Origin of the sequence: Buttiauxella cochleicola, from assembly GCF_021282435.1 — a bacterium.
Lineage (GTDB): Bacteria > Pseudomonadota > Gammaproteobacteria > Enterobacterales > Enterobacteriaceae > Buttiauxella > Buttiauxella massiliensis.
In genome coordinates, this window is the sequence record NZ_JAJSOT010000004.1 from 17153 (window position 1) to 43637 (window position 26485).

The window sequence follows — 26485 nt, forward strand, 5'->3', positions numbered from 1 at the left end:
GAGTGGTTGGTAAAGTAAGCGGATTTTGTTTCCGCCCCAGCTTTCAGGATTATCCCTTAGTATGTTGAAAAAATTTCGTGGCATGTTTTCCAATGACCTGTCCATTGACCTGGGTACCGCGAATACCCTGATTTATGTAAAAGGACAAGGCATCGTACTGAATGAGCCATCTGTCGTGGCCATCCGCCAGGATCGTGCCGGTTCACCTAAAAGTGTTGCGGCCGTAGGTCATGATGCTAAACAGATGCTGGGTCGTACCCCTGGCAATATCGCAGCTATCCGTCCGATGAAAGATGGCGTTATTGCCGATTTCTTCGTGACCGAAAAAATGCTGCAACACTTCATCAAACAAGTGCATAGCAACAGCTTTATGCGCCCAAGCCCGCGTGTTCTGGTTTGTGTGCCAGTTGGCGCAACTCAGGTTGAACGCCGTGCTATCCGTGAATCTGCGCAAGGTGCAGGTGCTCGTGAAGTATTCCTGATTGAAGAGCCAATGGCTGCAGCTATCGGTGCAGGCTTGCCAGTTTCTGAAGCAACCGGCTCTATGGTTGTGGATATCGGTGGTGGTACTACTGAAGTTGCCGTTATCTCTCTGAACGGCGTGGTTTACTCCTCTTCCGTTCGTATTGGTGGTGACCGCTTTGATGAAGCCATCATTAATTATGTGCGCCGTAACTACGGTTCACTGATTGGTGAAGCAACCGCTGAACGTATCAAACACGAAATCGGTTCTGCTTACCCAGGCGATGAAGTGCGTGAAATCGAAGTTCGTGGTCGTAACCTGGCTGAAGGTGTTCCACGCGGCTTTACTCTGAATTCCAATGAAATCCTCGAAGCCCTGCAAGAGCCTTTGACCGGTATCGTGAGTGCGGTAATGGTTGCACTGGAGCAGTGCCCACCAGAATTGGCTTCTGACATTTCTGAGCGCGGTATGGTTCTGACTGGTGGTGGCGCATTGCTGCGTAACCTCGACCGTCTGCTGATGGAAGAAACAGGCATTCCGGTAGTAGTTGCAGAAGATCCATTGACTTGCGTAGCCCGTGGTGGTGGCAAGGCACTGGAAATGATCGACATGCACGGCGGCGACTTGTTCAGCGAAGAGTAATCAGCCACACGTAAAAGGCAGTGACTATCACTGCCTTTTCCTTGCTGGCCCTGGAATACGCATAGCCTATGAAGCCAATTTTTAGCCGTGGCCCTTCGTTGCAGTTTCGCCTCATTCTGGCGGTGCTGGTGGCGATTGGTGTCATTATTGCCGATAGCCGTCTGGGTACGTTTAGTCAGATCCGAACGTATATGGATACTGCCGTCAGCCCTTTCTATTTTGTCTCAAATGGTCCCCGTGAATTGCTCGACAGCGTCTCGCAAACACTGGCATCACGCGATCAGCTAGAACTCGAAAATCGTGCACTGCGTCAGGAACTGATCCTGAAAAACAGCGAATTACTGATGATGGGTCAATATCGTCAGGAAAACGCACGTCTGCGCGAATTGCTTGGCTCACCGTTGCGTCAGGACGAGCAAAAAATGGTGACTCAGGTTATCTCTACCGTTAACGATCCTTACAGTGACCAGGTTGTCATTGATAAAGGGAGCGTGAATGGGGTCTATGAAGGTCAGCCAGTCATCAGTGATAAAGGTGTCGTAGGTCAGGTCATTGCGGTGGCTAAACTCACCAGCCGTGTTTTGCTGATCTGTGATGCGACTCATGCGCTACCGATCCAGGTACTGCGCAATGACATCCGCGTTATCGCGGCGGGCAACGGCTGTACTGACGATCTGCAACTGGAACATTTACCCGCAAATACCGATATTCGCGTAGGCGATGTATTGGTGACGTCTGGTTTAGGTGGTCGCTTCCCTGAAGGTTATCCGGTGGGTGTCGTTTCCTCTGTGAAACTTGATACTCAACGTGCGTACACAGTTATTCAGGCTCGCCCAACCGCTGGCTTACAACGTCTGCGTTATTTGCTGCTGCTGTGGGGAGCGGATCGTGAAGGCAAAACCCCAATGCCACCGGAAGAGGTTCATCGTGTAGCTAATGAGCGTTTGATGCAAATGATGCCGCAGGTATTGCCTCCAGCTGATTCTGTTGGCCCGCCAGCCCCAGCTCCGATTCCACCTCCGGCAACGGGAATGACTCAGGCTCCTGCAGGGAACTCCGCTTCTCCTGCATCTGCTACCCAGGGAGGGCAGTAGTGGGGAGTTACCGTAGTCAGGGTCGTTGGGTAATCTGGCTCTCTTTCCTTGTCGCCTTGTTGTTACAGGTAATGCCCTGGCCTGACGATTTAAAAATCTATCGTCCGGACTGGGTTTTACTTATTCTGCTGTACTGGATTCTGGCGTTGCCCCATCGCGTAAATGTTGGCACAGGTTTTGTGGTGGGTGCCATACTGGATCTGATCAGCGGTTCCACCCTGGGCGTGCGAGCGTTATCTCTGAGTATCGTTGCTTACCTGGTGGCGTTGAAATACCAGCTATTCCGCAATCTCGCGCTTTGGCAACAGGCTTTAGTGGTTATGCTGTTGTCATTGATGACAGATGTCATTGTTTTCTGGTCTGAATTTTTAGTCATCAACGTATCTTTCCGTCCGGAAATTTTCTGGAGTAGCGTGGTTAACGGCGTGCTGTGGCCATGGATATTTTTGCTGATGCGTAAAATTCGCCAACAATTTGCTGTGCAATAGGATTTAACATGACATCTTTGTATCTGGCATCGGGTTCTCCACGCCGTCAGGAGCTTCTGACTCAGTTGGGTGTGTCATTTGAGCGCATTATTACCGATGTAGAAGAACAGCGTTTTAGCGGCGAGAGTGCGCAACAATATGTTGTGCGCCTGGCGCGAGATAAAGCGCGAGCAGGTGTTGCATTAGCGCAACATGACTTACCGGTTTTAGGTGCAGATACTATTGTTATCTACAATGGCAACGTGTTGGAAAAACCTAAAGATGAACAACATGCTGCGCAGATGCTGCGCATGTTGTCCGGGAATCAGCATCAAGTGATGACGGCAGTTGCGTTAGCCGCTCGCGAATCGTTACTGGATTGCCTGGTGACGACCGAAGTGACATTTCGCGCATTATCAGAACAGGATATCGCCGGCTACGTGGCCTGCGGTGAACCCATGGATAAAGCAGGTGCATACGGTATTCAAGGGCTTGGTGGTTGTTTTGTCAGGAAGATTAATGGCAGCTACCATGCTGTAGTCGGTTTACCGCTAGTTGAAACCTATGAATTGCTGAGTAATTTTCACGCTTTGCGTGATGGACGAGGAAAACATGACGGCTGAATTATTAGTCAACGTGACCCCATCGGAAACTCGGGTGGCTTACATTGATGGTGGAATACTGCAAGAGATCCATATTGAACGCGAAGCACGTCGCGGGATCGTAGGGAATATCTACAAAGGTCGTGTAAGCCGGGTACTTCCGGGAATGCAGGCGGCATTTGTAGATATTGGCCTTGATAAGGCAGCGTTTCTTCACGCTTCTGACATCATGCCCCATACCGAATGTGTGGCTGGTGAAGAGCGAAAAAACTTCACAGTACGCGATATCTCCGAACTGGTGCGCCAGGGGCAAGACCTGATGGTCCAAGTGGTGAAAGATCCGCTGGGTACTAAAGGTGCGCGCCTGACTACTGATATCACACTGCCGTCTCGTTACCTGGTCTTTATGCCAGGAGCCTCGCATGTGGGTGTTTCGCAACGCATTGAAAGTGAAGCTGAGCGTGAACGCCTTAAACGCGTGGTTAACGCATATTGCGACGAGCAAGGCGGATTCATCATCCGTACTGCGGCAGAAGGTGTATGTGAAGATGATTTGGCCGCAGATGCAGCTTACCTAAAGCGTGTCTGGACAAAAGTCAGCGAACGCAAAAAGCGTAATAAAACTCGTTGTCAGCTTTACGGTGAACTCGCGCTGGCACAACGTGTATTGCGTGATTTTGCTGATGAGGCACTCGATCGAATTCGTGTCGACTCACGCCTGACTTTCGACATGCTGCTGGAGTTCACCGCAGAATACATGCCGGAAATACACAACAAGATCGAACACTACAGCGGTCGCCAGCCAATTTTTGACCTTTTCGATGTTGAAAATGAAATTCAGCGGGCGCTGGAACGAAAAGTTGAACTGAAGTCGGGTGGCTATTTGGTCATCGATCAGACTGAAGCGATGACTACCGTGGATATCAACACGGGTGCATTTGTTGGTCATCGCAATCTCGACGATACTATTTTCAATACTAATATTGAAGCGACTCAGGCGATTGCCCGTCAGTTACGTTTGCGTAACCTGGGCGGCATTATCATTATTGATTTCATTGATATGAGTAATGAAGATCATCGTCGTCGTGTGTTGCATTCTCTTGAGCAAGCGTTAAGCAAAGACCGGGTGAAAACCAGTATCAATGGTTTCTCGCAGCTTGGCCTGGTTGAAATGACACGTAAACGCACGCGCGAAAGCGTTGAACATGTGCTGTGCAACGATTGTCCAACTTGCCACGGTCGCGGTACCGTGAAAACGGTTGAAACGGTCTGTTATGAAATTATGCGTGAAATTGTCCGCGTGCATCATGCTTACGATTCTGACCGCTTCCTGGTTTATGCCTCACCCGCTGTGGGGGAAGCACTGAAAAGTGAAGAGTCCCATTCACTGGCCGAAGTTGAAATTTTCGTCGGCAAGCAAGTCAAAGTACAGATCGAACCGCTCTATAATCAGGAGCAGTTTGACGTCGTTATGATGTAGCTCTCTGTGCGGTTGGCGCAGGTTCGAGTTCCGCTCCGGCGGCTAACAAGGAGATATACGTGAGGCGACTGCCCGGCATTCTGCTACTCACTGGCGCAACGCTTATCGTTATCGTCGCACTGCTGGTGAGTGGTTTGCGGCTGGTTTTGCCGCATCTCGATGCCTGGCGCCCGGCTTTGTTAGATAAAATTGAAGCGATGACTGGCACGCCTGTCGATGCCAGCCAGATAAAGGCAAGTTGGGAAAACTTTGGCCCTACTCTGGATGTGCGCGATGTTAAAGCTGGTCTGAAAGACGGCGGTGAGTTGAGCGTTAAGCGCGTGACGCTGGCGCTCGACCTTTGGCAAAGTATTTTGCATGCGCGCTGGCAATTCCGCGACCTCACTTTTTACCAGTTACAGATGCGCACCAATACCCCACTGAGCCAGAATCAGGGGGACGGTAAGTTTGAGCCGGGTAAAATCAGCGATCTCTTTTTACGGCAGTTCGATCACTTTGATCTGCGCGACAGCTCCCTTAGTTTCCTGACTCTATCTGGCCAACGTGCCGAACTCACGATCCCACAACTTACCTGGCTTAACACCAAAAACCGTCACCGTGCTGAAGGACTGGTCAGTCTGTCGAGCTTTACCGGACAGCACGGTCTGGCAAAAGTACGGATGGATTTACGGGATGAAAATGGCCTACTGAATATCGGCAAAGTCTGGCTACAGGCTGATAACGTTGACGTAAAACCGTGGCTCGGCCGCTGGATGAAGGACAATGTTAATTTACAGACTGCCAAATTCACCCTCGAAGCATGGATGGATGTCAAAGAGGGCGATATTGCTGGTGGTAATATCTGGCTGAAGCAAGGCGGTGCAAGCTGGGCGGGGAAAAGCGCTGCACACCAGTTATCAGTAGATAATTTGATGGCCCGTGTCGAACGTTCAGAAGCAGGCTGGAATCTTGCTATTCCCTCAACCAATATCACCCTTGATGGTAAAACCTGGCCAAAAGGTTCGCTATCGTTAGCGTGGATTGCTCCGCAGGATGTGGGGGGGAAAGGGAATACTCGTGGTGACGAATTGCGGGTACGCGCCACAAATATGGAACTGGAAAGCTTCACTGGTTTACTGCCGATTGCCGAGAAAATCTCACCTGATATAGGCGATATTTGGACCTCCTTGCAACCTCGCGGGCACATTGATGTGCTGGCACTGGATATCCCGCTCCAGCAAACGGAAAACACCCGTATGCAAGGGCGCTGGAAAGATGTGAGTTGGAATCAATGGAAAATGCTTCCCGGTGTCGAACACTTCGCAGGTTCAATTACCGGTAGCGTTGCCCACGGGCAGCTTAATGCACAGATCCTCGATGCTAAAATGCCTTATGAAGGTGTATTCCGCGCGCCGCTGGAGATTGAACATGGCGCCGCAACGCTTGAGTGGCGGAAAAATGCTTCTGGTTTCCAGCTTGATGGCAAAAATCTTGATGTAAAAGCTCGCTCGGTATGGGCGGCAGGCGATTTCCGTTATTACCAGCCTGAGGGTGGTGACCCATGGTTAGGTATTTTAGCCGGAATCAGTACTAACAACGGTGCTGATGCCTGGCGTTATTTCCCTGAAAATCTGATGGGCAAAGAACTGGTTGATTACCTCAGTGGCGCTATTCAGGGCGGTGAAGCTGAAAACGCGACGCTGGTCTACGGCGGTAATCCTCATCTCTTCCCGTATCTGCATAACGAAGGGCAGTTTGAGGTCTACGTTCCGCTACGCAATGCTAAATTTGCTTTCCAGCCTGACTGGCCGGCATTAGAGAACCTGAATATCACGCTTGATTTCATCAATGACGGTTTATGGATGAAGTCTGATGAGGTGAAACTCGGGGGGGTTACTGGGCGCAACCTCACGGCGATTATCCCGGATTACTCGAAAGAAAAACTGTTGATTGATTCTGATATCAGCGGCCCTGGAAGTGCAGTTGGTCCGTATTTCAAAGAAACACCTCTAAAAGATTCGCTGTCTGCTGCTCTTGATGAACTCCAGATTGGTGGGGATGTGAATGCTCGCTTACATCTGGATATCCCATTCAATGGCGATATGACCACCGCTTCAGGTGACGTCCAGCTTCACAACAATACGCTGCTGATAAAACCGCTCTCCAGCACTCTGAACAACCTGACGGGTAAATTCAGTTTTGTGAACGGCGATTTGAAAAGCGAACCATTAAAAGCCACCTGGTTTAACCAACCCGTAGGTATTGATTTTAATACCAAAACTGGTGAGAAAGATTACAAGATTGGCGTCAATTTGCTGGGCGACTGGCAGCCAACAAAAATGGGTGTTTTGCCTGAGCCGGTTAATAAAGAGTTGAGCGGTAACGTCCCATGGAAAGGTGATGTAGCGATTACGCTGCCTTACCATGGAGAGGCAAATTATCAGGTCAATGTGGATGCAGATCTCAAAAATGTGAGTAGCCACTTACCTGCCCCAGTGAATAAATCAGCGGGCCAGGCACTGCCATTGAAAATCGCAGTGAAAGGCGACCTCAATAGCTTTAATTTGACGGGTAATGCCGGGCCGACAAATCACTTCTCCAGCCGCTGGCTACTGAATAAGAAACTGACGCTGGATCGCGCTATTTGGGCAACGAACAGCCACACAATTCCACCGTTACCTGACAATCCGGGTGTTGAGCTTGATCTCCCTGCGATGGACGGTGCGCAATGGTTAGCGCTCTTTAGCCAGGGGGCGGCGGAAAGTGTTGGTAACTCTGCATCATTCCCATCAGATATTACGTTACGCACGCCTTCGCTGACTTTCGCTGGGCAGCAGTGGAATAACCTGAGTCTCGTTTCCCACGCGATACCTGGCGGTACGCGTGTTGAAGCACAGGGTCGTGAAGTGAATGGCTCGTTGACGATGCAAGATAATGCGCCGTGGCGTGCAGCAATCAAATACCTCTATTTCAACCCTGATTGGGGTAATAGCACTGCCAAAACGACCAGCGCTTCTCCACTGGGAGACAATACTTCAATTGATTTCCGCAGCTGGCCTGATCTGCAACTGCGTTGTGCCGAATGTTGGCTGTGGGGGCAAAAATATGGCCGTATTGAAGGTGATCTCGCTGTTAAAGGGAACACGCTGGAATTAGAAAATGGCTTAGTCGATTCAGGGTTTGCAAGACTAACCGGCAGTGGTCAATGGGTTAACAGTCCAGCAGAAGAGCGTACCTCCATAAAAGGTAAACTTCATGGTAGTAAGCTTGATGCCGCAACCAATTTCTTTGGGGTTAAAACGCCAATTCAGGGTTCATCATTTGATGCGGATTATGATTTGCACTGGCGTGATAAACCCTGGCAGCCAGACTTTGCTTCACTTAACGGAATCCTGCATACCAAATTGGGTAAAGGTCAGATTGCGGATCTGGGCACGGGGCACGCCGGGCAATTGCTGCGGTTGGTGAGTGTTGACGCGCTTATGCGTAAGCTGCGTTTCGATTTCAGCGATACCTTCGGTGATGGTTTCTATTTTGACTCCATTCGCAGTACGGCCTGGATCAAAGATGGCGTGCTGCATAGCGACGATACGCTGGTGGATGGCCTGGAAGCCGACATCGGCTTGAAAGGTTCTGTCGATTTGGTTAGACGCCGCGTCGATGTTGAAGCAGTTATAGCACCTGAAATTTCCGCGACTGTCGGGGTGGCAACAGCCTTTGTGGTTAACCCAATTATTGGTGCCGCTGTGTTTGCGGCCAGCAAAGTGTTAGGGCCTTTGTGGAGCAAAATCTCCGTGTTGCGCTACCACATAACTGGGCCGGTCGACCAACCACAAATCAACGAAGTGCTTCGTCAGCCGAGAGTTAACGACGCTAAGTGATTTGACGGGAGTCTTGAATTACCTCAAGCTCAATAGATATCTCCAATCGATAGACAATTAAGAGTAGCGAAACGATGAGTCTGAACCTGGTAAGTGAGCAGTTGCTGTCTGCGAATGGCTTAACCCATCAAGATCTGTTTTCCATTTTGGGGCAATTGTCTGAGCGCCGACTCGACTATGGTGATCTTTATTTCCAGTCCAGTTATCACGAATCCTGGGTGCTGGAAGACCGCATCATTAAAGATGGTTCTTACAACATCGATCAGGGTGTTGGCGTGCGTGCGGTCAGCGGTGAGAAAACCGGTTTTGCTTATGCCGACCAGGTCAGCTTACTGGCACTAGAACAAAGTGCTCATGCGGCAAGAAGTATCGTGCAGGATAAAGGAAATGGCCGTGTACAGACGTTAGGTGCTGTGCAACATAGCGCGCTTTATACCAGTGCTGACCCGCTACAAAGCATGACCCGTGAAGAGAAACTCGACATCCTGAAACGTGTAGATAGCGTTGCTCGTGCGGCAGATAAGCGTGTTCAGGAAGTGACTGCCAGCCTGACTGGCGTTTATGAATTGATTCTCGTGGCGGCAACTGACGGCACTCTGGCGGCAGATGTTCGCCCATTGGTTCGTCTTTCTGTCAGCGTTCAAGTTGAAGATAACGGCAAACGCGAGCGCGGTTCAAGCGGTGGTGGCGGTCGTTTCGGTTATGACTATTTCCTCGAAACAATTGATGGCGAAGTTCGTGCAGATGCCTGGGCTAAAGAAGCTGTGCGTATGGCGCTGGTGACTCTTTCTGCCGTTGCTGCTCCTGCTGGTACGTTCCCGGTGGTGCTGGGTGCAGGTTGGCCGGGCGTGCTGCTGCATGAAGCAGTCGGTCACGGTCTGGAAGGTGATTTTAACCGTCGTGGTACTTCGGTATTTAGCGGTCAAATGGGCCAGTTAGTTGCTTCTGAACTTTGTACAATTGTCGATGATGGCACCATGGCAAACCGCCGTGGTTCAGTGGCTATTGACGATGAAGGTGTGCCGGGTCAGTACAATGTGCTTATCGAAAACGGCATCCTGAAAGGCTACATGCAGGATAAGCTTAATGCTCGCTTGATGGGTGTTGCGCCAACAGGTAATGGGCGTCGCGAATCTTATGCGCACCTGCCAATGCCGCGCATGACCAATACTTATATGCTGGCCGGTAAGTCTACTCCGCAAGAGATCATCGAATCCGTTGAGTACGGTATCTATGCTCCTAACTTTGGTGGCGGTCAGGTAGACATCACTTCTGGTAAGTTTGTGTTCTCAACTTCCGAAGCCTATCTCATCGAAAATGGAAAAGTGACTAAGCCGGTAAAAGGCGCAACGTTAATTGGTTCCGGTATCGAAGCCATGCAGCAAGTTTCCATGGTCGGTAATGACCTGGCGCTGGATAACGGCGTCGGCGTTTGTGGAAAAGAAGGGCAGAGTCTGCCAGTCGGAGTTGGCCAGCCAACGCTTAAAGTCGACAATCTGACCGTTGGCGGCACAGCTTAACAACTCATTCCTACAGTCCAACAGCCGGGTAAATCCCGGCTGTTTTGTTTCAATTTCTCGCCATTTATTCGATATCTTTTACACGTCCTTTGTTCTCGCGAACTCCTTGAAAAAGATGCGAAACCTTCACGAAATATTCGGTCAGGTAGTTTATACAAACCTGCACTTTCAAAGGCAATTTGTCCTTTTCGGTATACAGCGCGTATACCGGACGCGGATCGGATTGATAGCTCGGCAATAAGATCTCAAGCGTTCCGTCATTGATCTCATCGATCACCCACATCAGTGGAACATAGGCGATCCCGGCGCCGACTTTTAGCCAGCGGCTTAAGGTCATAGGATCATTTGTGACGAAACGACCTTGCGGGATCATGCGCGTGGTGAGGCCTTCCGGGGCGATCAACTCAAATTCATTGTGCGGGCGAATGCTGTATTCAAGCCAGGAATGGCTGGCAAGATCGGCAGGCTTTTCTGGCGTGCCGTTTTGTTGCAGGTAACTTTTCGCGGCGCAAATCACCATCGGCATCGAGCCGAGGCGTGTTGAGAAGAGGCTTGAATCCTGCAAAGCGCCGACACGAATTACCACGTCCAGACCATCGGCAATCAAGTCCGGCGCGGGGATGCCGGTGACCAGGTTTACGGTCAACTCCGGGTATTCTTTGAGCATGTCCGCCGTCATGGACGCGAGGACATTTTGTGCCATAGTTGAAGAACTACCTATTCGCAGTGTGCCAATGGGCGTGTTGTTAAAAGCGTAAAGTTGCTCATGCACCTCTTTCGCTTCGTGCAGCATTTTGCGGCAGCCCAGATAGTAGATTTTACCGGCTTCAGTGAGCCCAATGCTGCGAGTACTGCGGTTTAGCAGCTTGACCTGTAACTCGTCTTCTAATTTGGAAACGGTTTGGCTTATAGACGATACGCTCATTTCTAGCTGTCTGGCGGCGGCGGTAAAAGAACCGAGTTCGACAACTTTTGCAAAAACTGACATGCGTTTAAGTCTTTCCATTGTTCACTCTGGCTTAAAAGTGATTTAGATCACATATTATAGATAACCGGCTAACAATTACGGTAATATATTATTCTCAGCACAACCTGTACCACTCGTTAGCTCAGCGTTTCTGGCTGAACCAGGGTTTGTGTCTTCTGTATTTTCTGCAAGGTTAACATGAGTCTATTTCCCGTTATCGTGATATTCGGTCTTTCTTTTCCGCCGATATTCTTCGAGCTAATTCTATCGCTGGCGCTGTTCTGGTTGGTTCGCCGTCTGCTGACTCCGACGGGAATTTATGATTTTGTCTGGCACCCGGCATTATTTAATACAGCGCTTTATTGCTGTCTGTTTTATCTGATCTCGCGCCTGTTTGTTTGAGGTTGATGTGAAAGCACTTACAACAAAAATGATCCGCACGGCCATCACGCTAATTCTTGTGCTGCTGGCTTTCATCGCTATCTACCGTGCCTGGGTGTTTTATACCGAATCCCCGTGGACGCGTGACGCTCGTTTTACCGCTGATGTGGTCGCGATTGCGCCGGACGTGTCCGGTTTAATTACCGACGTGAAGGTGCATGACAACCAACTGGTGAAGAAAGATCAGATCCTATTCACCATCGACCAGCCGCGTTATCAGAAAGCGCTCGAGCAAGCACAGGCCGATGTTGCCTACTACCAGGCTCTGGCCGGGGAAAAACGTCGTGAAGCCGGACGCCGCAATTCGTTGGGTACGCAGGCCATGTCGCGTGAAGAAATTGAACAGTCCAACAATGTGTTGCAGACGGTCATGCATCAATTATCAAAGGCTGAAGCGACACGTGATTTAGCTCAACTGGACCTACAACGTACCGTTATTCGTGCACCCGCAGAAGGTTGGGTCACCAACCTGAATGTCTATACCGGTGAGTTTATTACTCGTGGATCAACCGCTGTGGCGCTGGTCAAACGCGGTACGTTCTACATCCTGGCCTATATGGAAGAAACCAAGCTCGACGGTATTCGTCCAGGTTACCGGGTGCAAATCACGCCGCTGGGTAGTAACCGTGTATTACGTGGAACCGTCGACAGCCTTTCTGCCGGTGTGACTAATGCCAGCAGCACCCGAGACAGCAAAGGGATGGCGACCGTCGACTCCAATCTGGAATGGGTGCGTCTGGCGCAACGTGTGCCGGTGCGAATTCACCTTGATGAGCAACAAGCCAATCTTTATCCCGCCGGGACAACGGCGACCGTCGTGGTGACAGGGGAAAAAGACAGGGATACTGACCACGAATCAGTATTTATTAAACTCATGCATCGCCTGCGTGAATTCGGTTAAGCGTAGGTCGATATGTATTATATTTCGCGGTTACATTTACGCTTCGCCTTCAAACTGGCTTTTGCCATCGTGCTGGCGTTGTGGGTCGGTTTCCATTTTGAGCTTGAAACCCCTCGCTGGGCGGTGCTGACTTCAGTGTTAGTTGCCGCTGGCCCTGCTTTTGCGGCAGGTGGCGAGCCGTATTCTGGCGCGATTCGTTATCGCGGCATGCTGCGAATTGTCGGTACATTTATTGGCTGTTTTGCCGCGTTATTCATTATCACCACGTTTATCCGTGCACCGGTCGTTATGTTGTTGGTGTGCTGCATATGGGCGGGATTTTGTACCTGGATCTCCTCGCTGGTTAAGGTCGAAAACTCTTACGCCTGGGGGCTTTCTGGCTACACGGCGTTGATTATTATCGTCACCATTCAGGCCAACCCGCTAGTTGCTCCTCAATTCGCCGTCGAGCGTTGTAGCGAAATTGTCATCGGTATTGTCTGCGCTATCATTGCGGACTTACTTTTCTCCCCACGTTCCATCAAGAAAGAGATCGACAGGCAACTCGATAGCCTGTTGGTGGATCACTATCGCTTGATGCAGTTGTGTATTGCGCATGGTGATAAAGAAGAGGTGGATAAAGCCTGGGCAAGCCTGGTTCAGCGCACCACTGTGCTGGAAGGAATGCGTAATAACCTGAAGATTGAATCGGCTCGCTGGAGTCGTGCGAACCGTCGCCTCAAAGCACTTAACACCGTTTCTCTGGCGTTAATTACCCAGGCGTGTGAAACCTTCCTGATTCAAAACACGCGCCCTGAATTTGTGACTCCAGAATTTCGCGAGTTATTCGACGCTCCGGTAGAAACCGCTGCTGATGTGCATCAACAGCTAAAGATTATCCGAAAAGTGATGTCGTTTTCCGGTGAAAAATACACCCCGGTGACTATTCGTAGCTGGGTCAATGAAGCGACACGTTATTTAGTTTTGAAACGGGGCGTGATCAGCAATACCCGTATCAGCGCGATTGAAGAAGAGATTTTAAACCAGGAAGTCGTGGTAAAAGTGCAATCCGCTGAAGGCCATCACGCGATGATTAACTTCTGGCGCACGACGGTAGCTTGCTTGCTGGGTAGCTTGTTCTGGTTATCAACTGGCTGGACATCCGGCAGTGGCGCAATGGTGATGATTGCTGTTGTTACTTCTCTGGCGATGCGTCTGCCGAACCCGCGTATGGTGGCTGTTGATTTCCTCTACGGCATGATTGCCGCCTTGCCGATTGGCGCTTTCTATTTTTTAGTTATCCTGCCGAACACCCAACAAAGTATGGTGTTGCTCTCTATTAGTCTCGCGCTTCTGGCGTTCTTTATTGGTATAGAAGTACAGAAACGGCGTCTGGGTTCAATGAGCGCCCTGGCGGGAACCATCAATGTCATCGTGTTAGACAACCCAATGACATTCCACTTCAGCTCTTTCCTCGACAGCGCCCTCGGCCAGCTCGTGGGCTGCTTCCTGGCCATGATGGTGATCCTGCTGATTCGCGATAATTCCAAAGAGCGTACCGGTCGTACCTTGCTGAACCAGTTTGTTTCCGCCGCAGTTTCCGCGCTCACAACCAATAAAGCGCGTCGCAAAGAAAACCATTTGCCCGCGCTCTATCAGCAACTTTTCCTGCTGCTGAATATGTTCCCCGGTGATATCCCTCGTTATCGCCTGGCGCTGACCTTAATTATTGCTCACCAGCGTCTGCGAGATGCGCCGATACCGGTGAACGACGATCTCTCGGCATACCATCGCCAACTGCGAAAAACCGCAGATAAAGTGACATCAGCCTCCAGCGACGACAAGAAACAGCGTTACTTTAAGCAATTACTGGAAGAACTCGAGGTTTACCAAGAGAAATTACGAATATGGGAGGCGCCGTTGCAGGTCACCGAACCGGTGAAACGGCTAGCGGAGGTGCTGCATAAATACCAGCACGCTTTCATCACTGCCTGACCCGAGCCGACGCAATGCGTCGGCTTTTTTGTATCTATACTTATACCCGTCATACTTCAACTTGCAGATGCGTTGGCTGCGTTTGCTCACCCGAATCACTTACCAGAGTAAGCTCATCGGGATTCACTCGCTTGCCGCCTGCCTGCAACTCGAATTATTTTGGGTATATCAGATGCCCAATTCATAACAGGAGAAAACAATGACAAATCAGGCACTCCAGGACAGTGAATTATTTAACACCGGTTATCTGGTTAATGGGGAATGGCGCAAGCTGAGTGAAACTTTCGATGTTCTTAACCCCGCAACGGGCGAGGTTGTCGCCAAAGTCGCAAAGGCTGGTAAAAAAGAGGCTGAAGAAGCTATCGCCGCTGCCGCTAAAGCCTTCCCTGCATGGCGTGCAAAAACCGCCAAAGAGCGTTCAACCATTCTCTATCGCTGGTTCCAGTTAATTATTGAGAACAAAGCCTGGCTCGGGCGCTTGATGACAACCGAACAAGGCAAGCCACTGAAAGAGGCGGAAGGGGAAGTCGAGTACGCCGCGAGTTTTATCCAGTGGTTCGCCGAGCAGGCCAAACGGGCCAACGGTGAAATCATTCCTCCGGCGAAACCTGGCTCCCGTATTTTGGCCACGCGGGAACCTATTGGCGTTGTCGCCGCTATCACGCCGTGGAATTTCCCGATGGCGATGCTGACTCGTAAACTCGGTCCGGCACTTGCTGCGGGATGTACCGGTGTTATCAAGCCTGCTAATAACACGCCGCTATCGGCATTTGCTTTACTGGCGCTGGCGAAAAAAGCAGGCGTGCCTGATGGCGTGCTAAATGCTGTAGCCGGTAATACGCAAGAAATCAGCGACGCCATTATGGCGAGCCACGAAGTGCGGAAAATTTCATTCACTGGCTCCACCGCCGTCGGCAAAACGCTGGTACGCAATGCCGCTGAAACCATGAAAAAAGTCTCCATGGAATTAGGTGGTAATGCGCCTTATATCGTCTTTGATGATGCTGATATCGACGAAGCCGTGAAAGGTGCGATTGCTAACAAATTCCGCAACGCAGGCCAGGTGTGTGTAAGCGTTAACCGTTTCTTCATTCAGGAAAAGGTTTACGACCAGTTCGTCAACAAGCTGGCGGAGGCGGTCAAAGCCCTGAAAGTTGGGAATGGCCTGGAAGCGGGCGTCGTCGTCGGGCCATTAATTGAGAAATCCGCAGTCGATAAGGTCCGTGAACACGTGGAAGATGCACAGGCGAAAGGTGGCAAAGTGTTGGTTGGTGGCAAGAGTCATGAGCTGGGTGGCAACTTTTGGCAGCCCACGGTGATTGTCGATGCTAATGACGGCATGAAACTGGCACAGGAAGAAACTTTTGGCCCGGTAGCCGCCTGCTTCCGTTTCAATACGGAAGAGGAAGTGATTGAGCGGGCGAACAATACGCCATTTGGTTTGGCAGCCTACTTCTATACTCAGAATCTATCGCGCGTATTCCGTGTCTCTCAGGAGCTTGAAAGCGGGATGATAGGGATTAACGAATGCGCAGTTTCGACTGAGCTGGGGCCATTTGGTGGCGTGAAAGAGTCCGGGCTTGGCCGTGAGGGTTCGGTATTGGGTCTGGATGAGTTTCTGGAAGTCAAAACCTTGCATATTGGTGGTTTGTAGAACGATTCGTTCTGGTTAAGGTGGCAAGCAATGAAAAAATACACCTTTGATTTTAGTCAGATAGAAGACCAGCCTGGATTCTATCGTCACTTTACCCAGGCATTTCAACTCGAGAAAAAACAGATTCACGATCTCGATAGTTTATGGGATGTGGTCGTCGGGGGCACTTTACCGCTCCCGGCGGAAATCGAGTTTGTTCATTTACCAGAAATGCAAAGGCGGCGTTATGGGGCTTTGATTTTGCTTTTTGACGAAGCAGAGGAAGAGCTGGAAGGGCAGTTGCGCTTTAACGTGCGCGGCTAACGCTATTTTAGATATAAAAAAGCCCCCGCGAGCGGGGGCAAAGTCGTCAGAATTTGACGACGAGGGTTTATTTATACAGTTCAGCGGTTGCGTGCCAGGTATCGCCAGTACGTGCTTCGGTTATGCGATAAGCCGATGCACCTTCTTTAGTCGCCTTCTGTGATAATTCCTGACGCATATCCATTGGCGCACTGCCAGTCTGACTGACAGAAATGCTACCCATAGACTGCATGTTTTGTGCTTGTTCACTGTTTACCTGATGCGCGGCTGCGTTAGCGCCGAAAGAGATAACAGAGAAAAGGCTCAGTGCTGCGATGGTTAATTTGGTTTTCATGATGTCTACTCCTGAATTATGTTCTCAACGACCGGAAGGGCTTAACTGCTTTTATTGTTCTTGGGGCCGTCGTGTTGATTAATCGTTATTACTTATACCTGCCAGGCTTATTTATACAGCTCAGCTGTGGCGTGCCATGCATCACCAGAACGTGCTTCAACGATGCGATAAGAAGATGCCCCTTTCGCTTCAGCTTTTTCATTCAGCATTTGGTGCATATCCATTGGTGCACTACCTATCTGGCTTACAGAAACTGTGCCCATCGGCTGAAGATTCTGCGCCTGTTCTGCGTTAACAGATGTGGCTGCGAAAGCACCAAATGACAGCATTGAAAGCAGGCTGGCGGCTACTACTGTTGATTTCATGTTCATAATTTTTACCTCGTCGTATTCTTTTATTTGGGTCCTCATTCCGTGACCCTCATCACAAAATCAAGTATACACTAATAACGTGGAAAATTAATACCACGCTAATTATTCTCTATGAAACTTTACAATAATAGAGGTTTTCTTTATTACGTAAAGTTATTAAAAATGATCTTTTATTGCTTTATATATGTTAAATATAAGTAAAAACAATGAGATATCAGAATTTGACTTTTTGTGCGGTTCATCACATAACTTGCTGATGGGTTCGGTTTTTAAAGCAGGAGTAGATGTGAAGAATGAGATTTGCAGGCAGGCATAAGGAAATAGAAGGATGTTATCAGTACGGTGTTCCCGCCGTTCAATAACAGCGGGGAACAGCCGTGTTAAGACTTAAAGCTCTTGTTCGAAGAGCACCAGAATCGCTTCATAAAGCTCTTTAACGGTGAAGTCTTTGGCAGGCGTAGTAAAGATAGTGTCGTCTCCGGCAATCGTGCCCAGAATCCCTTCAGCTTTACCTAAAGAATCCAGTAGGCGTGCAATCAACTGTGCAGCACCCGGGCTTGTGTGGATAACGACAACGGCATCGTTGTAATCAATATCCAGTACCAGATTTTTTAACGGACTTGATGTGGTCGGCACGCCCAATTCAGCAGGCAAACAATACACCATTTCCATTTTTGCATTGCGAGTACGCACCGCACCAAACTTGGTCAGCATGCGGGATACTTTGGACTGGTTAATGTTTTCGAAACCTTCATTTTGCAAGGCATGGACGATCTCGCCTTGAGAACTAAATTTCTCTTCTTTCAATAATGCTTTGAATGCTTTGACTAATTCTTCTTGTTTTGAGGAAACACGCATAGGTCACCCATATTCAGGTCAACAAAGATAACATTATTATGCATTTAAATGAATTTTTATGCAAATCAATGGCTGGGTGTAAGCTTGAAATAATGTTATGAAAGGGGCTGATTTTATCAAATTTTGTTATCGAGAAACATGCCTTCGTCACGACTCGAAAATAAGTTGTTAGGTAAATTAAATGTTATCAAAATGATGTTGTTTTGCTGCGTAGGGAGGGGTAATGTAACCGCCTGTTGATGTGACAACATCAGGTTGTGACCGGGCGCTAAGGCGTCGTTTCCACCCGGCGAGTAAATGCAGCAGTAACGTTTCAGGATTGCGTAACTTCGCAAACCTTGAGCGGGAATATTGTAATTACCCCTTCTCTGGATTATGGTCGCCACCGCATGGAGTTACGGCACCTATTTGCTAACCATAATAAGGAGTTTAGGATGAAAGTTGCAGTCCTCGGCGCAGCAGGCGGAATCGGCCAGGCGCTTGCCCTTCTACTCAAGACCCAGCTGCCTTCAGGTTCAGAACTCTCTCTGTATGATATTGCACCTGTAACCCCAGGTGTTGCAGTCGATCTGAGTCATATCCCGACAGATGTAAAAATCAAAGGTTTCTGTGGTGAAGATGCAACTCCTGCACTGGTTGGTGCGGATGTGGTGCTTATCTCTGCCGGTGTAGCACGTAAACCAGGTATGGACCGTTCTGACCTGTTTAACGTCAATGCGGGAATCGTGAAGAATCTGGTTCAACAGATTGCTAAAACTTGCCCTAAAGCCTGTATCGGTATTATCACAAACCCTGTGAATACCACCGTTGCTATTGCAGCGGAAGTGCTGAAAAAAGCAGGTGTGTACGATAAAAACAAATTGTTTGGCGTAACTACGCTGGACATCATCCGCTCCAACACCTTTGTTGCGGAACTGAAAGGTAAACTGCCGACCGATATCGAAGTCCCTGTTATTGGCGGACACTCTGGCGTGACTATTCTGCCACTGCTGTCTCAGATCCCAGGCGTAAGCTTCACTGAGCAGGAAGTTGCTGATTTAACTAAGCGTATTCAGAATGCGGGTACTGAAGTTGTAGAAGCGAAGGCTGGTGGCGGGTCTGCAACCCTGTCAATGGGTCAGGCGGCTGCACGCTTTGGTCTGTCTCTGGTTCGCGCGCTGCAAGGCGAAAGCAATGTGGTTGAATGTGCGTATGTTGAAGGGAATGGCGAGCACGCTCGTTTCTTCTCTCAGCCGCTGCTGCTGGGTAAAAACGGTATTGCAGAGATCAAATCTTACGGCAAACTGAGTGCGTTTGAGCACCAGGCGCTGGAAGGTATGCTGGATACCCTGAAGAAAGATATTACTCTTGGTGAAGAGTTCGTTAACAAGTAAACACCAGGCTTCAGAGATAAAAAAACCGGAACTAAGTTCCGGTTTTTTATTGCCTGCGATTCAGCATTTATCAGTTAGTGGCTGGATATTCCTGAATCGTCACTTGTAATATTAGCTTCTTATCATCGCGCATCACTTCAACCGGAATGACTGACCCTGGGCGAATTTCTGCCACTTGGTCCATCGTGCCTAATGCTGAAATGGCTGGTTTATTATTCACCGAAATAATCACGTCATTAACCAGAAGACCTGCTTTCGCTGCCGGACCGCCAGGTGAAACTTCGTTAACGATAATCCCCTGAATCTGATCAATGCCGGTAGCCGGGCCATGCAATGGTGTTATCTCACGCCCGCCGATACCAATGTAGCCACGAATCACGCGGCCATCGCGAATAAGCTTATCCATGATTTTGGTGGAAAGCTGAGTCGGGATTGCAAAGCCGATACCTTCCGGGGTTTCGCCATCATTACTTTTATCAAACGACAATGTGTTAATACCCATTAACTCACCGAGTGAGTTAACCAGCGCACCGCCGGAATTGCCGTGGTTAATTGAGGCGTCAGTTTGCAGGAATGACTGGCGGCCTGAAGGGCTAAGGCCAATACGACCTGTCGCGCTGATTATCCCCTGCGTAATGGTCTGCCCAAGGTTATACGGGTTACCAATCGCCATTACGACATCACCAATATGCGGCACCCGCTTATTGTTGATAGGAATAACGGGGAGGCTGGTGGCATTGATCTTCAATACAGCCAGGTCGGTAAGGCTGTCGGAGCCAACCAGTAGCGCTTCAAACACACGGCCATCTTGCAGTGCAACAATAATTTGTTCGGCATCATTAATGACGTGTTTATTGGTAATGATATAACCACGCTCGTCCATGATGACGCCTGAACCGAGAGTTTTAATTTCTAGCTGATTTTGTGAATTGTTACCGATGCTGCGGTTGTATACGTTCACCACAGCAGGCGCAGCGCGTCGCACCGCAGAGTTGTAGCTCACCGGAGTTTCATCAGCACTGTCAAACTTTGAGGGGGCTAAAGGGACGATTTTCTGGCGCAGCGTTGGTAATGCAACCAACAACAATCCAGCCACAATCAGGCCAATTACCACCGAGCGTAATATCTTTAGAAACATGGATTTGAATTAGTTAATAATAAGCCGGAAGCAGAATAGCATGAGTTAATCGGACATCGTACACAGATGTCCGATTACTGAGCAGATTAACGAACTAACAGATATATGCTCTCTTCACCACGCGCCACATGCAATGCAATGACGTCTGGTTTGCTTTCCAGAACCTTACGCATTTCCGCGATACTTGAGACCCGCTCGCGGTTCACGCCAATGATGAAATCATCTTTGTGTAAGCCGGCTTGTGCCGCAGGCGTACCTTTTTCAACGCTGTCGAGTTTAATGCCCTTGGTGCCATCTTTTAGCTGGCCATCACTCAGGGTTGCGCCTTGTAAGGCTGGCATAATCAGTTCTGCGTTAGCTGATGATGCCGTGCTTTTATCCAGCGTCACGCTCACCTCCAATGGTTTCCCATCGCGCAGCAAGCCCAGTTTCACTACAGTTCCAGGTTCAGTTGTGGCGATTTTTGCTCGCAGCTCTGCAAAACTGTTGATGGCTTTGCCATTCAAACTGGTAATCACATCACCGGCTTTCACGCCTGCTTTTGCTGAACCTGATTGCGGTAAGACTTCGCTGATAAACGCGCCACGCTGAGTTGTGAGGTTAAAGGCTTTAGCGATATCCGCACTCATCTCAGTACCTTTAATACCGAGCAAGCCGCGTTTGATTTCACCAAATTCCATCAGTTGTTTAGCCAGGGTTTGCGCCATATTACTTGGAATAGCAAAACCGATACCGACACTACCGCCGCTTGGCGCGAGAATCGCGGTATTTATGCCGATAAGCTCGCCGTTCAGGTTCAGCAACGCGCCACCGGAGTTACCACGGTTAATGGAAGCATCTGTCTGGATAAAGTTTTCCAATCCTTCAAGATTAAGGCCACTACGACCCAGTGCTGAAACGATACCTGATGTGGCTGTTTGCCCGAGGCCAAATGGGTTACCTACGGCTACCGCGAAATCACCAACGCGCAACTTGTCTGAATCAGCCACGGCGATTTGCGTCAGGCCACTCGCATTCTGGATTTGAATCAGTGCGATATCACTTTGGTCATCACCGCCAATTAATTTGGCATCAAACTCACGCCCATCATTTAACTGCACGCTGATTTTCTCGGCGTGGTTGATGACGTGATTATTGGTTAACACATAGCCTTTCTCTGCATTAATAATGACGCCAGAGCCCAGACCTTCAAATGGCTGAGCTTCCGATGGTGGCATGTCATCACCAAAGAACTTTTTAAACTCTTCTGGGACTTTCTGGCTCGGTGCTGCAGCTGTGCCTTCTACCTGCACGCTAACTACAGCGGGTAATACTTTTTCCAGCATTGGTGCAAGGCTTGGTATTGCTGCCTGGCCCGGAACTTGTGCTGGCAACGCCGCATTTACCTGCGATGCAATACCGAACGTTAGTCCGACACTTATCGCTAATGCACTCAACAACAGTGTTTGTTTCTTCATTGGTGGCTTGCTCTCGTAACCTGGAAAAAGGAAAACCCGACCGACCTGTCATCTATCAAGCTACAGGGGGTGACACTCCGATGTTATTGAAATATCAACCGGGTAACAATGTTGTTATAGAGTGATGAGATACTAGTAAATGATAGCTGTGCGTGAGAGAGATTGGGGTACGAAAACCGTACCCCAGGAAAAAAATACAGAATTGTGATTAGTCGCGTTTTGCGCGTTCGGTACGCAGCAAACCGGATGCGCCATCAGAATAGTCACGCGGCATTTGCACCGGTGCCTGATCGTTGCTGGCTTCAGACTCAGCGAGGCGGTTACGGAATGGATTCGCTTCTGCTGACATTTCTGGCAACAAGCTGCTGGAGCTTTTTGCCATGTGTTGATAAAGCTGGCGGTAATCATCAGCCATGTTATCGAGCAATTCGGCACTACGTGCAAAATGGCTAACTAACTCTTCACGATACTCTTCAAGTTCTGCTTTGTTTTTCTCAATCTCGTACTGCATAGCTTGCTGCTGACGCAGCTTGCGGTTGCCGAAACGCATAGCAACTGCACCAACGATGATGCCAACAACTAACCCAATTAGCGCATATTCCCAGGTCATGAACTTCTCCCGTTGTATTGTGTTTCCGTAGGGTAATGTAGCCACTATAACCGTTAACCTAAGAGAAGTGGAATCCTGACGCAGCATCGCTTAGGGTAGAACGGCCTTTTTTTCGACAACCGTCCTTTTTTGAGCATTAAGTAAACGGCAATCCGATTTTTAAGGGAATACCATAATACCATGCAAAATCTCTCCCCTGCATCGCGCTACCAACAAGCCCTGACCGAGGGCAGCTATCAACCGGATGATGTGCAACGTGAGGCTGTCGCCAGACTGGACGCCATTTGGCAGGCATTAACCAGTCAAACGTCAGTTGCGGCAGCAAGCGGTAGTTTCTTTGGCAAGCTCTTTAGTAAACGTAGCGTTTCGGCAAATCAGGAGCCTGTCCGTGGACTCTATATGTGGGGTGGAGTGGGGCGAGGGAAAACCTGGTTAATGGACATGTTTTTTCAGAGTTTACCTGGCGAACGCAAGCTGCGGTTGCACTTTCATCGATTCATGCTGCGCGTACATGAAGAACTGGCTGAGTTACAGGGGCAAATAGATCCACTGGAAGTCATTGCAGACCGCTTCAAATCCCAGACGGACATTCTTTGTTTTGATGAGTTTTTCGTGTCGGATATCACCGATGCGATGTTGCTTGGCACGCTAATGCAAGCGCTGTTTGCTCGCGGTATTACGCTTGTGGCTACATCCAATATTCCGCCGGATGATCTGTATCGTAACGGTCTACAGAGGCCGAGATTTATCCCTGCGATTGACGCGATAAAGCGCAACTGTGAAATCATGAACGTTGATGCGGGTATCGATTACCGCTTGAGAACACTGACCCAGGCCCATTTATGGCTTTCTCCACTTAACGACGAAACAGCAGGGCAAATGGAAAAACTCTACTCAGCTCTGGCCGGTGCGGTGCGGGAAGGGGAGCCAGTGCTGGAAATTAATCATCGTCCATTAGCCACTTTAGGTATTGCTAATCAGACGCTTGCAGTTGATTTCAATACGTTGTGTGTCGATGCTCGCAGTCAGCATGACTACATCGCACTTTCGCGTCTATTCCATACCGTAATGTTGTTTAATGTACCGATAATGAATACGCGTAATGAAAATGAAGCGCGTCGCTTCATCGCACTGGTAGATGAGTTTTACGAACGTCACGTCAAGCTGGTGGTATCAGCGCAAGTTTCTCTATTCGAGATTTATCAGGGAGAAAGATTGCGCTTTGAGTTCCAGCGCTGCCTGTCGCGCTTGCAGGAAATGCAAAGTGAGGAATATTTGCGTTTGTCGCATATGCCTTAAACCACAATTGAGGCCGGGGCTAACTACAAAGTGAGACAAAAACGACAAAAAGGTTCGACCTTTAGGGGCGACTTCCCTATAATCTTGCGACCCCACGTTACAACCAAAGTTTTTTTCCCAAAACTTGGTCGTGCTGGCATTGGCTATTCGAAGGGGTAGGTTTGCCGGACTTTGTCGTGTGAACCTTGAACTGATTTTAAACGTTTGGGTGAACACCTACGTGTAACTATATATTGGGTAAGCTTTTAATGAAAACTTTTACAGCTAAACCAGAAACCGTACAGCGCGACTGGTTCGTTGTTGACGCTGACGGTAAGACCTTAGGTCGTCTGGCTACTGAATTGGCTAGCCGTCTGCGCGGTAAGCACAAAGCGGAATACACTCCGCACGTTGATACTGGTGATTACATTATCGTTCTGAACGCAGAAAAAGTTGCTGTAACCGGCAACAAGCGTACTGACAAAGTGTATTACCGCCACACCGGCTACGTCGGTGGTATCAAACAAGCGACCTTTGAAGAGATGATTGCTCGCCATCCTGAGCGTGTGATTGAAATCGCGGTTAAAGGCATGCTGCCAAAGGGCCCGCTGGGCCGTGCTATGTTCCGTAAACTGAAAGTTTACGCGGGCACCGAGCACAACCACGCGGCACAGCAACCGCAAGTTCTGGACATTTAATCGGGATTATGGCAATGGCTGAAAATCAATACTACGGCACTGGTCGCCGCAAAAGTTCTGCAGCTCGCGTTTTTATCAAACCGGGCAGCGGTAAAATCATCATCAACCAACGTTCTTTGGAACAGTACTTCGGTCGTGAAACTGCCCGCATGGTAGTTCGTCAGCCGCTGGAATTGGTTGATATGGTTGAGAAATTCGATCTGTACATCACTGTTAAAGGTGGTGGTACTTCTGGTCAGGCTGGTGCGATCCGTCACGGTATCACCCGCGCTCTGATGGAGTACGACGAGTCCCTGCGTGGCGAACTGCGTAAAGCTGGTTTCGTTACTCGTGATGCTCGTGAAGTTGAACGTAAGAAAGTCGGTCTGCGTAAAGCACGTCGTCGTCCTCAGTTCTCCAAACGTTAATTGTCCTCTGCTTTTGCAGAATACAATTTGCGAAAAAACCCGGTCTTGTACCGGGTTTTTTTATGCCTGAAAATTATATTTAGTGTTGCTAACTTTTTGATAGCACTAGCTTTTCATTCAAAATCCAGATCCGTCCCCCACAAAACCCGTAAAATCTGGTAAACTATCAACCAATTTTCTGCCCTCATGTCGGCATCAGTTTGTTTTCGCCTTGTTTTCTGGCAACTGGTGGTGTTCCGGCGTCGTTGGGTATCAAACGGTCAGGTTAGTTGCCGCTTGCGGCTATTAGCAGTAATTTTCTGATAAACTTGGAGGTTTTCATGGCTGTCGCTGCCAACAAACGTTCGGTGATGACGCTGTTTTCCGGTCCTACTGACATCTATAGCCACCAGGTGCGTATCGTACTGGCTGAAAAAGGTGTTAGCGTTGAAATTGAGCATGTGGAAACGGATAACCTGCCTCAGGATCTGATTGACCTCAACCCAAATCACAGCGTACCGACCCTGGTTGACCGCGAACTTACCCTGTGGGAATCCCGCATCATCATGGAATATCTTGATGAGCGTTTCCCGCACCCACCATTAATGCCGGTTTATCCGGTTGCACGTGGTGAAAGTCGCCTGTACATGCATCGTATCCAGAAAGACTGGTATTCACTGATGCACATTGTGATGAACGGTTCTGCTCAAGAAGCTGATGCTGCACGTAAGCAATTACGTGAAGAACTGCTGGCCATCGCACCTGTATTTACTCAGAAACCGTTCTTCCTGAGTGATGAATTCAGCCTGGTAGATTGCTACCTGGCACCGTTGCTGTGGCGTTTGCCGCAGATGGGTATTGAGTTGACAGGCGCGGGTTCTAAAGAGATGAAAGGTTATATGACTCGCGTGTTTGAGCGTGATTCATTCCTCGCTTCTTTGACCGAACCTGAGCGCGAAATGCGTCTTCAGACCCGGGGCTAATTGATGGAAATGTCGCAATTGTCACCACGTCGTCCGTATCTGCTTCGTGCTTTTTACGAGTGGCTACTGGATAACCAGCTCACACCGCACTTGGTTGTGGATGTGACATTGCCAGGCGTGCATGTGCCTATGGAATATGCACGTGACGGGCAAATTGTCCTCAATATCGCGCCGCGTGCGGTAGGAAACCTGGAGTTAGCCAACAGTGATGTGCGTTTTAATGCGCGTTTCGGTGGTGTGCCACGTCAGGTGTTTGTTCCTATGGCTGCGGTTCTGGCTATTTACGCGCGTGAAAATGGTGCTGGCACCATGTTCGAGCCGGAAGCCAGCTATGACGAAGATGGCGAAAGTCATAACGATAATGAGCAGCAACCATCGGATTCAGAAATGGTGATGCAGGTGATCGATGGCTCACGCCCCGATCATGATGAAGATGACGATGGTCCGGATGACGAACCCCCTCCACGTGGTGGCCGTCCGGCATTACGCGTAGTGAAGTAACTCGCGAAATCATGCCCGTCAAAGAGCAAATCGAAGCCAGTCTTATGACTGGCTTTTTATTGTCTTAAACAAGCCGACAGACTGCATCTTTACGTAAGACATGATTTGCTGTGTTATGATTCGGCTATAT

General features: G+C 49.3%; 25 protein-coding genes. 18 read left to right on the forward strand and 7 right to left on the reverse strand.

The window, feature by feature from the left end; all coding sequences use genetic code 11:
• Positions 1-61: 61 nt before the first annotated feature.
• From mreB to tldD, 7 genes are all read left to right on the forward strand, one after another.
• On the forward strand, positions 62-1105 hold the full coding sequence (mreB, locus tag LVQ77_RS10970) for a rod shape-determining protein MreB (RefSeq protein ID WP_000913396.1): 1044 nt from the start codon (positions 62-64) through the stop codon (positions 1103-1105).
• Positions 1106-1173: 68 nt separating this feature from the next.
• A complete protein-coding gene (gene mreC / locus LVQ77_RS10975; RefSeq protein ID WP_151992948.1) occupies positions 1174-2199 on the forward strand; it encodes a rod shape-determining protein MreC in 1026 nt (341 codons plus the stop codon).
• Entirely contained in the window at positions 2199-2687 is a 489-nt protein-coding gene (mreD, locus tag LVQ77_RS10980; RefSeq protein ID WP_034459838.1) for a rod shape-determining protein MreD, read from the forward strand. The genes mreC and mreD overlap by 1 nt, the downstream gene beginning before the upstream one ends.
• 8 nt (positions 2688-2695) lie before the next feature.
• Positions 2696-3289: a Maf family protein gene (locus LVQ77_RS10985; RefSeq protein WP_232904444.1), complete on the forward strand. Its 594-nt coding sequence runs from the start codon at positions 2696-2698 to the stop codon at positions 3287-3289.
• Positions 3279-4748: a ribonuclease G gene (gene rng / locus LVQ77_RS10990; protein WP_151992950.1), complete on the forward strand. Its 1470-nt coding sequence runs from the start codon at positions 3279-3281 to the stop codon at positions 4746-4748. The genes LVQ77_RS10985 and rng overlap by 11 nt, the downstream gene beginning before the upstream one ends.
• 59 nt (positions 4749-4807) lie before the next feature.
• Positions 4808-8608: an AsmA2 domain-containing protein YhdP gene (yhdP, locus tag LVQ77_RS10995; RefSeq protein ID WP_232904445.1), complete on the forward strand. Its 3801-nt coding sequence runs from the start codon at positions 4808-4810 to the stop codon at positions 8606-8608.
• A gap of 74 nt (positions 8609-8682) precedes the next feature.
• Positions 8683-10128 (forward strand): metalloprotease TldD, encoded by a 1446-nt coding sequence (gene tldD, locus LVQ77_RS11000; RefSeq protein WP_232866321.1) that lies wholly within the window; start codon positions 8683-8685, stop codon positions 10126-10128.
• 64 nt (positions 10129-10192) lie between these two features.
• On the opposite strand, the gene aaeR is transcribed toward tldD, so the two are convergent.
• Positions 10193-11134, reverse strand: a complete 942-nt coding sequence (gene aaeR / locus LVQ77_RS11005) for an HTH-type transcriptional activator AaeR (RefSeq protein WP_232866319.1) — start codon at positions 11132-11134, stop codon at positions 10193-10195.
• Between the two features lie 159 nt (positions 11135-11293).
• On the opposite strand from aaeR, the gene aaeX reads away from it, so the two are divergent.
• From aaeX to LVQ77_RS11030, 5 genes are all read left to right on the forward strand, one after another.
• Positions 11294-11497, forward strand: a complete 204-nt coding sequence (gene aaeX, locus LVQ77_RS11010; protein ID WP_034498893.1) for a p-hydroxybenzoic acid efflux pump operon protein AaeX — start codon at positions 11294-11296, stop codon at positions 11495-11497.
• Between the two features lie 28 nt (positions 11498-11525).
• Complete coding sequence (gene aaeA / locus LVQ77_RS11015; protein ID WP_233338178.1) at positions 11526-12437, forward strand: p-hydroxybenzoic acid efflux pump subunit AaeA; 912 nt, start codon at positions 11526-11528, stop codon at positions 12435-12437.
• 12 nt (positions 12438-12449) lie between these two features.
• Positions 12450-14411, forward strand: a complete 1962-nt coding sequence (gene aaeB, locus LVQ77_RS11020) for a p-hydroxybenzoic acid efflux pump subunit AaeB (RefSeq protein WP_232904446.1) — start codon at positions 12450-12452, stop codon at positions 14409-14411.
• Positions 14412-14610: 199 nt separating this feature from the next.
• The gene (locus tag LVQ77_RS11025; protein WP_232904447.1) at positions 14611-16065 is read left to right on the forward strand and encodes an NAD-dependent succinate-semialdehyde dehydrogenase; all 1455 of its coding nucleotides are present in this window, start codon (positions 14611-14613) and stop codon (positions 16063-16065) included.
• A 30-nt stretch (positions 16066-16095) separates the two neighbouring features.
• Positions 16096-16368 (forward strand): barstar family protein, encoded by a 273-nt coding sequence (locus tag LVQ77_RS11030; RefSeq protein WP_064561030.1) that lies wholly within the window; start codon positions 16096-16098, stop codon positions 16366-16368.
• Positions 16369-16435: 67 nt separating this feature from the next.
• Here the strand turns inward: LVQ77_RS11030 and yhcN (LVQ77_RS11035) are convergent, their stop codons facing one another.
• The 3 genes from yhcN (LVQ77_RS11035) to argR all read right to left on the reverse strand — a co-directional run bounded on the left by yhcN (LVQ77_RS11035) (position 16436) and on the right by argR (position 17931).
• The gene (gene yhcN, locus LVQ77_RS11035) at positions 16436-16702 is read right to left on the reverse strand and encodes a peroxide/acid stress response protein YhcN (RefSeq protein WP_064555458.1); all 267 of its coding nucleotides are present in this window, start codon (positions 16700-16702) and stop codon (positions 16436-16438) included.
• Between the two features lie 107 nt (positions 16703-16809).
• Positions 16810-17073 carry a peroxide/acid stress response protein YhcN gene (gene yhcN / locus LVQ77_RS11040; protein WP_034459813.1) on the reverse strand — a complete coding sequence of 88 codons (264 nt, stop codon included), beginning with the start codon at positions 17071-17073 and terminating at the stop codon, positions 16810-16812.
• 387 nt (positions 17074-17460) lie between these two features.
• Entirely contained in the window at positions 17461-17931 is a 471-nt protein-coding gene (argR, locus tag LVQ77_RS11045) for a transcriptional regulator ArgR (protein WP_154150925.1), read from the reverse strand.
• Positions 17932-18365: 434 nt separating this feature from the next.
• Here argR and mdh point away from each other — a divergent pair, with 434 nt between their 5' ends.
• Positions 18366-19304, forward strand: a complete 939-nt coding sequence (gene mdh / locus LVQ77_RS11050) for a malate dehydrogenase (RefSeq protein WP_232866313.1) — start codon at positions 18366-18368, stop codon at positions 19302-19304.
• A gap of 70 nt (positions 19305-19374) precedes the next feature.
• Here mdh and degS read toward each other — a convergent pair whose 3' ends face one another.
• The 3 genes from degS to zapG form a co-directional block, all read right to left on the reverse strand.
• Positions 19375-20442, reverse strand: a complete 1068-nt coding sequence (gene degS / locus LVQ77_RS11055) for an outer membrane-stress sensor serine endopeptidase DegS (RefSeq protein WP_232866311.1) — start codon at positions 20440-20442, stop codon at positions 19375-19377.
• A gap of 86 nt (positions 20443-20528) precedes the next feature.
• Complete coding sequence (gene degQ / locus LVQ77_RS11060; RefSeq protein WP_232866310.1) at positions 20529-21899, reverse strand: serine endoprotease DegQ; 1371 nt, start codon at positions 21897-21899, stop codon at positions 20529-20531.
• 208 nt (positions 21900-22107) lie between these two features.
• The gene (gene zapG / locus LVQ77_RS11065) at positions 22108-22509 is read right to left on the reverse strand and encodes a Z-ring associated protein ZapG (protein WP_064514130.1); all 402 of its coding nucleotides are present in this window, start codon (positions 22507-22509) and stop codon (positions 22108-22110) included.
• Between the two features lie 180 nt (positions 22510-22689).
• Between zapG and zapE the strand changes: the two genes are divergently transcribed.
• From zapE to sspB, 5 genes are all read left to right on the forward strand, one after another.
• On the forward strand, positions 22690-23808 hold the full coding sequence (zapE, locus tag LVQ77_RS11070; RefSeq protein WP_232904448.1) for a cell division protein ZapE: 1119 nt from the start codon (positions 22690-22692) through the stop codon (positions 23806-23808).
• A gap of 248 nt (positions 23809-24056) precedes the next feature.
• Positions 24057-24485 (forward strand): 50S ribosomal protein L13, encoded by a 429-nt coding sequence (rplM, locus tag LVQ77_RS11075; protein ID WP_064514126.1) that lies wholly within the window; start codon positions 24057-24059, stop codon positions 24483-24485.
• A gap of 14 nt (positions 24486-24499) precedes the next feature.
• Positions 24500-24892 (forward strand): 30S ribosomal protein S9, encoded by a 393-nt coding sequence (gene rpsI / locus LVQ77_RS11080; protein ID WP_034459799.1) that lies wholly within the window; start codon positions 24500-24502, stop codon positions 24890-24892.
• Positions 24893-25212: 320 nt separating this feature from the next.
• Entirely contained in the window at positions 25213-25854 is a 642-nt protein-coding gene (gene sspA, locus LVQ77_RS11085) for a stringent starvation protein SspA (protein ID WP_034498882.1), read from the forward strand.
• A gap of 3 nt (positions 25855-25857) precedes the next feature.
• Positions 25858-26355, forward strand: coding sequence for a ClpXP protease specificity-enhancing factor (gene sspB, locus LVQ77_RS11090; protein WP_151992961.1), 498 nt, complete (start codon positions 25858-25860; stop codon positions 26353-26355).
• Positions 26356-26485: the final 130 nt, after the last annotated feature.

What these genes read in the sequence shown, in the direction of transcription:
- sspA (WP_034498882.1), top strand. Translation starts at nt 25,213, where the DNA reads ATGGCTGTCGCTGCCAACAAACGTTCGGTGATGACGCTGTTTTCCGGT.
- aaeB (WP_232904446.1), top strand. Translation starts at nt 12,450, where the DNA reads ATGTATTATATTTCGCGGTTACATTTACGCTTCGCCTTCAAACTGGCT.
- mreC (WP_151992948.1), top strand. Translation starts at nt 1,174, where the DNA reads ATGAAGCCAATTTTTAGCCGTGGCCCTTCGTTGCAGTTTCGCCTCATT.
- tldD (WP_232866321.1), top strand. Translation starts at nt 8,683, where the DNA reads ATGAGTCTGAACCTGGTAAGTGAGCAGTTGCTGTCTGCGAATGGCTTA.
- zapG (WP_064514130.1), bottom strand. Translation starts at nt 22,509, where the DNA reads ATGACCTGGGAATATGCGCTAATTGGGTTAGTTGTTGGCATCATCGTT.
- aaeR (WP_232866319.1), bottom strand. Translation starts at nt 11,134, where the DNA reads ATGGAAAGACTTAAACGCATGTCAGTTTTTGCAAAAGTTGTCGAACTC.
- LVQ77_RS11025 (WP_232904447.1), top strand. Translation starts at nt 14,611, where the DNA reads ATGACAAATCAGGCACTCCAGGACAGTGAATTATTTAACACCGGTTAT.
- mreB (WP_000913396.1), top strand. Translation starts at nt 62, where the DNA reads ATGTTGAAAAAATTTCGTGGCATGTTTTCCAATGACCTGTCCATTGAC.
- LVQ77_RS10985 (WP_232904444.1), top strand. Translation starts at nt 2,696, where the DNA reads ATGACATCTTTGTATCTGGCATCGGGTTCTCCACGCCGTCAGGAGCTT.
- aaeA (WP_233338178.1), top strand. Translation starts at nt 11,526, where the DNA reads ATGATCCGCACGGCCATCACGCTAATTCTTGTGCTGCTGGCTTTCATC.
- degQ (WP_232866310.1), bottom strand. Translation starts at nt 21,899, where the DNA reads ATGAAGAAACAAACACTGTTGTTGAGTGCATTAGCGATAAGTGTCGGA.
- rpsI (WP_034459799.1), top strand. Translation starts at nt 24,500, where the DNA reads ATGGCTGAAAATCAATACTACGGCACTGGTCGCCGCAAAAGTTCTGCA.
- rplM (WP_064514126.1), top strand. Translation starts at nt 24,057, where the DNA reads ATGAAAACTTTTACAGCTAAACCAGAAACCGTACAGCGCGACTGGTTC.
- zapE (WP_232904448.1), top strand. Translation starts at nt 22,690, where the DNA reads ATGCAAAATCTCTCCCCTGCATCGCGCTACCAACAAGCCCTGACCGAG.
- argR (WP_154150925.1), bottom strand. Translation starts at nt 17,931, where the DNA reads ATGCGTGTTTCCTCAAAACAAGAAGAATTAGTCAAAGCATTCAAAGCA.
- yhcN (WP_034459813.1), bottom strand. Translation starts at nt 17,073, where the DNA reads ATGAACATGAAATCAACAGTAGTAGCCGCCAGCCTGCTTTCAATGCTG.
- mdh (WP_232866313.1), top strand. Translation starts at nt 18,366, where the DNA reads ATGAAAGTTGCAGTCCTCGGCGCAGCAGGCGGAATCGGCCAGGCGCTT.
- yhcN (WP_064555458.1), bottom strand. Translation starts at nt 16,702, where the DNA reads ATGAAAACCAAATTAACCATCGCAGCACTGAGCCTTTTCTCTGTTATC.
- sspB (WP_151992961.1), top strand. Translation starts at nt 25,858, where the DNA reads ATGGAAATGTCGCAATTGTCACCACGTCGTCCGTATCTGCTTCGTGCT.
- aaeX (WP_034498893.1), top strand. Translation starts at nt 11,294, where the DNA reads ATGAGTCTATTTCCCGTTATCGTGATATTCGGTCTTTCTTTTCCGCCG.
- degS (WP_232866311.1), bottom strand. Translation starts at nt 20,442, where the DNA reads ATGTTTCTAAAGATATTACGCTCGGTGGTAATTGGCCTGATTGTGGCT.
- rng (WP_151992950.1), top strand. Translation starts at nt 3,279, where the DNA reads ATGACGGCTGAATTATTAGTCAACGTGACCCCATCGGAAACTCGGGTG.
- LVQ77_RS11030 (WP_064561030.1), top strand. Translation starts at nt 16,096, where the DNA reads ATGAAAAAATACACCTTTGATTTTAGTCAGATAGAAGACCAGCCTGGA.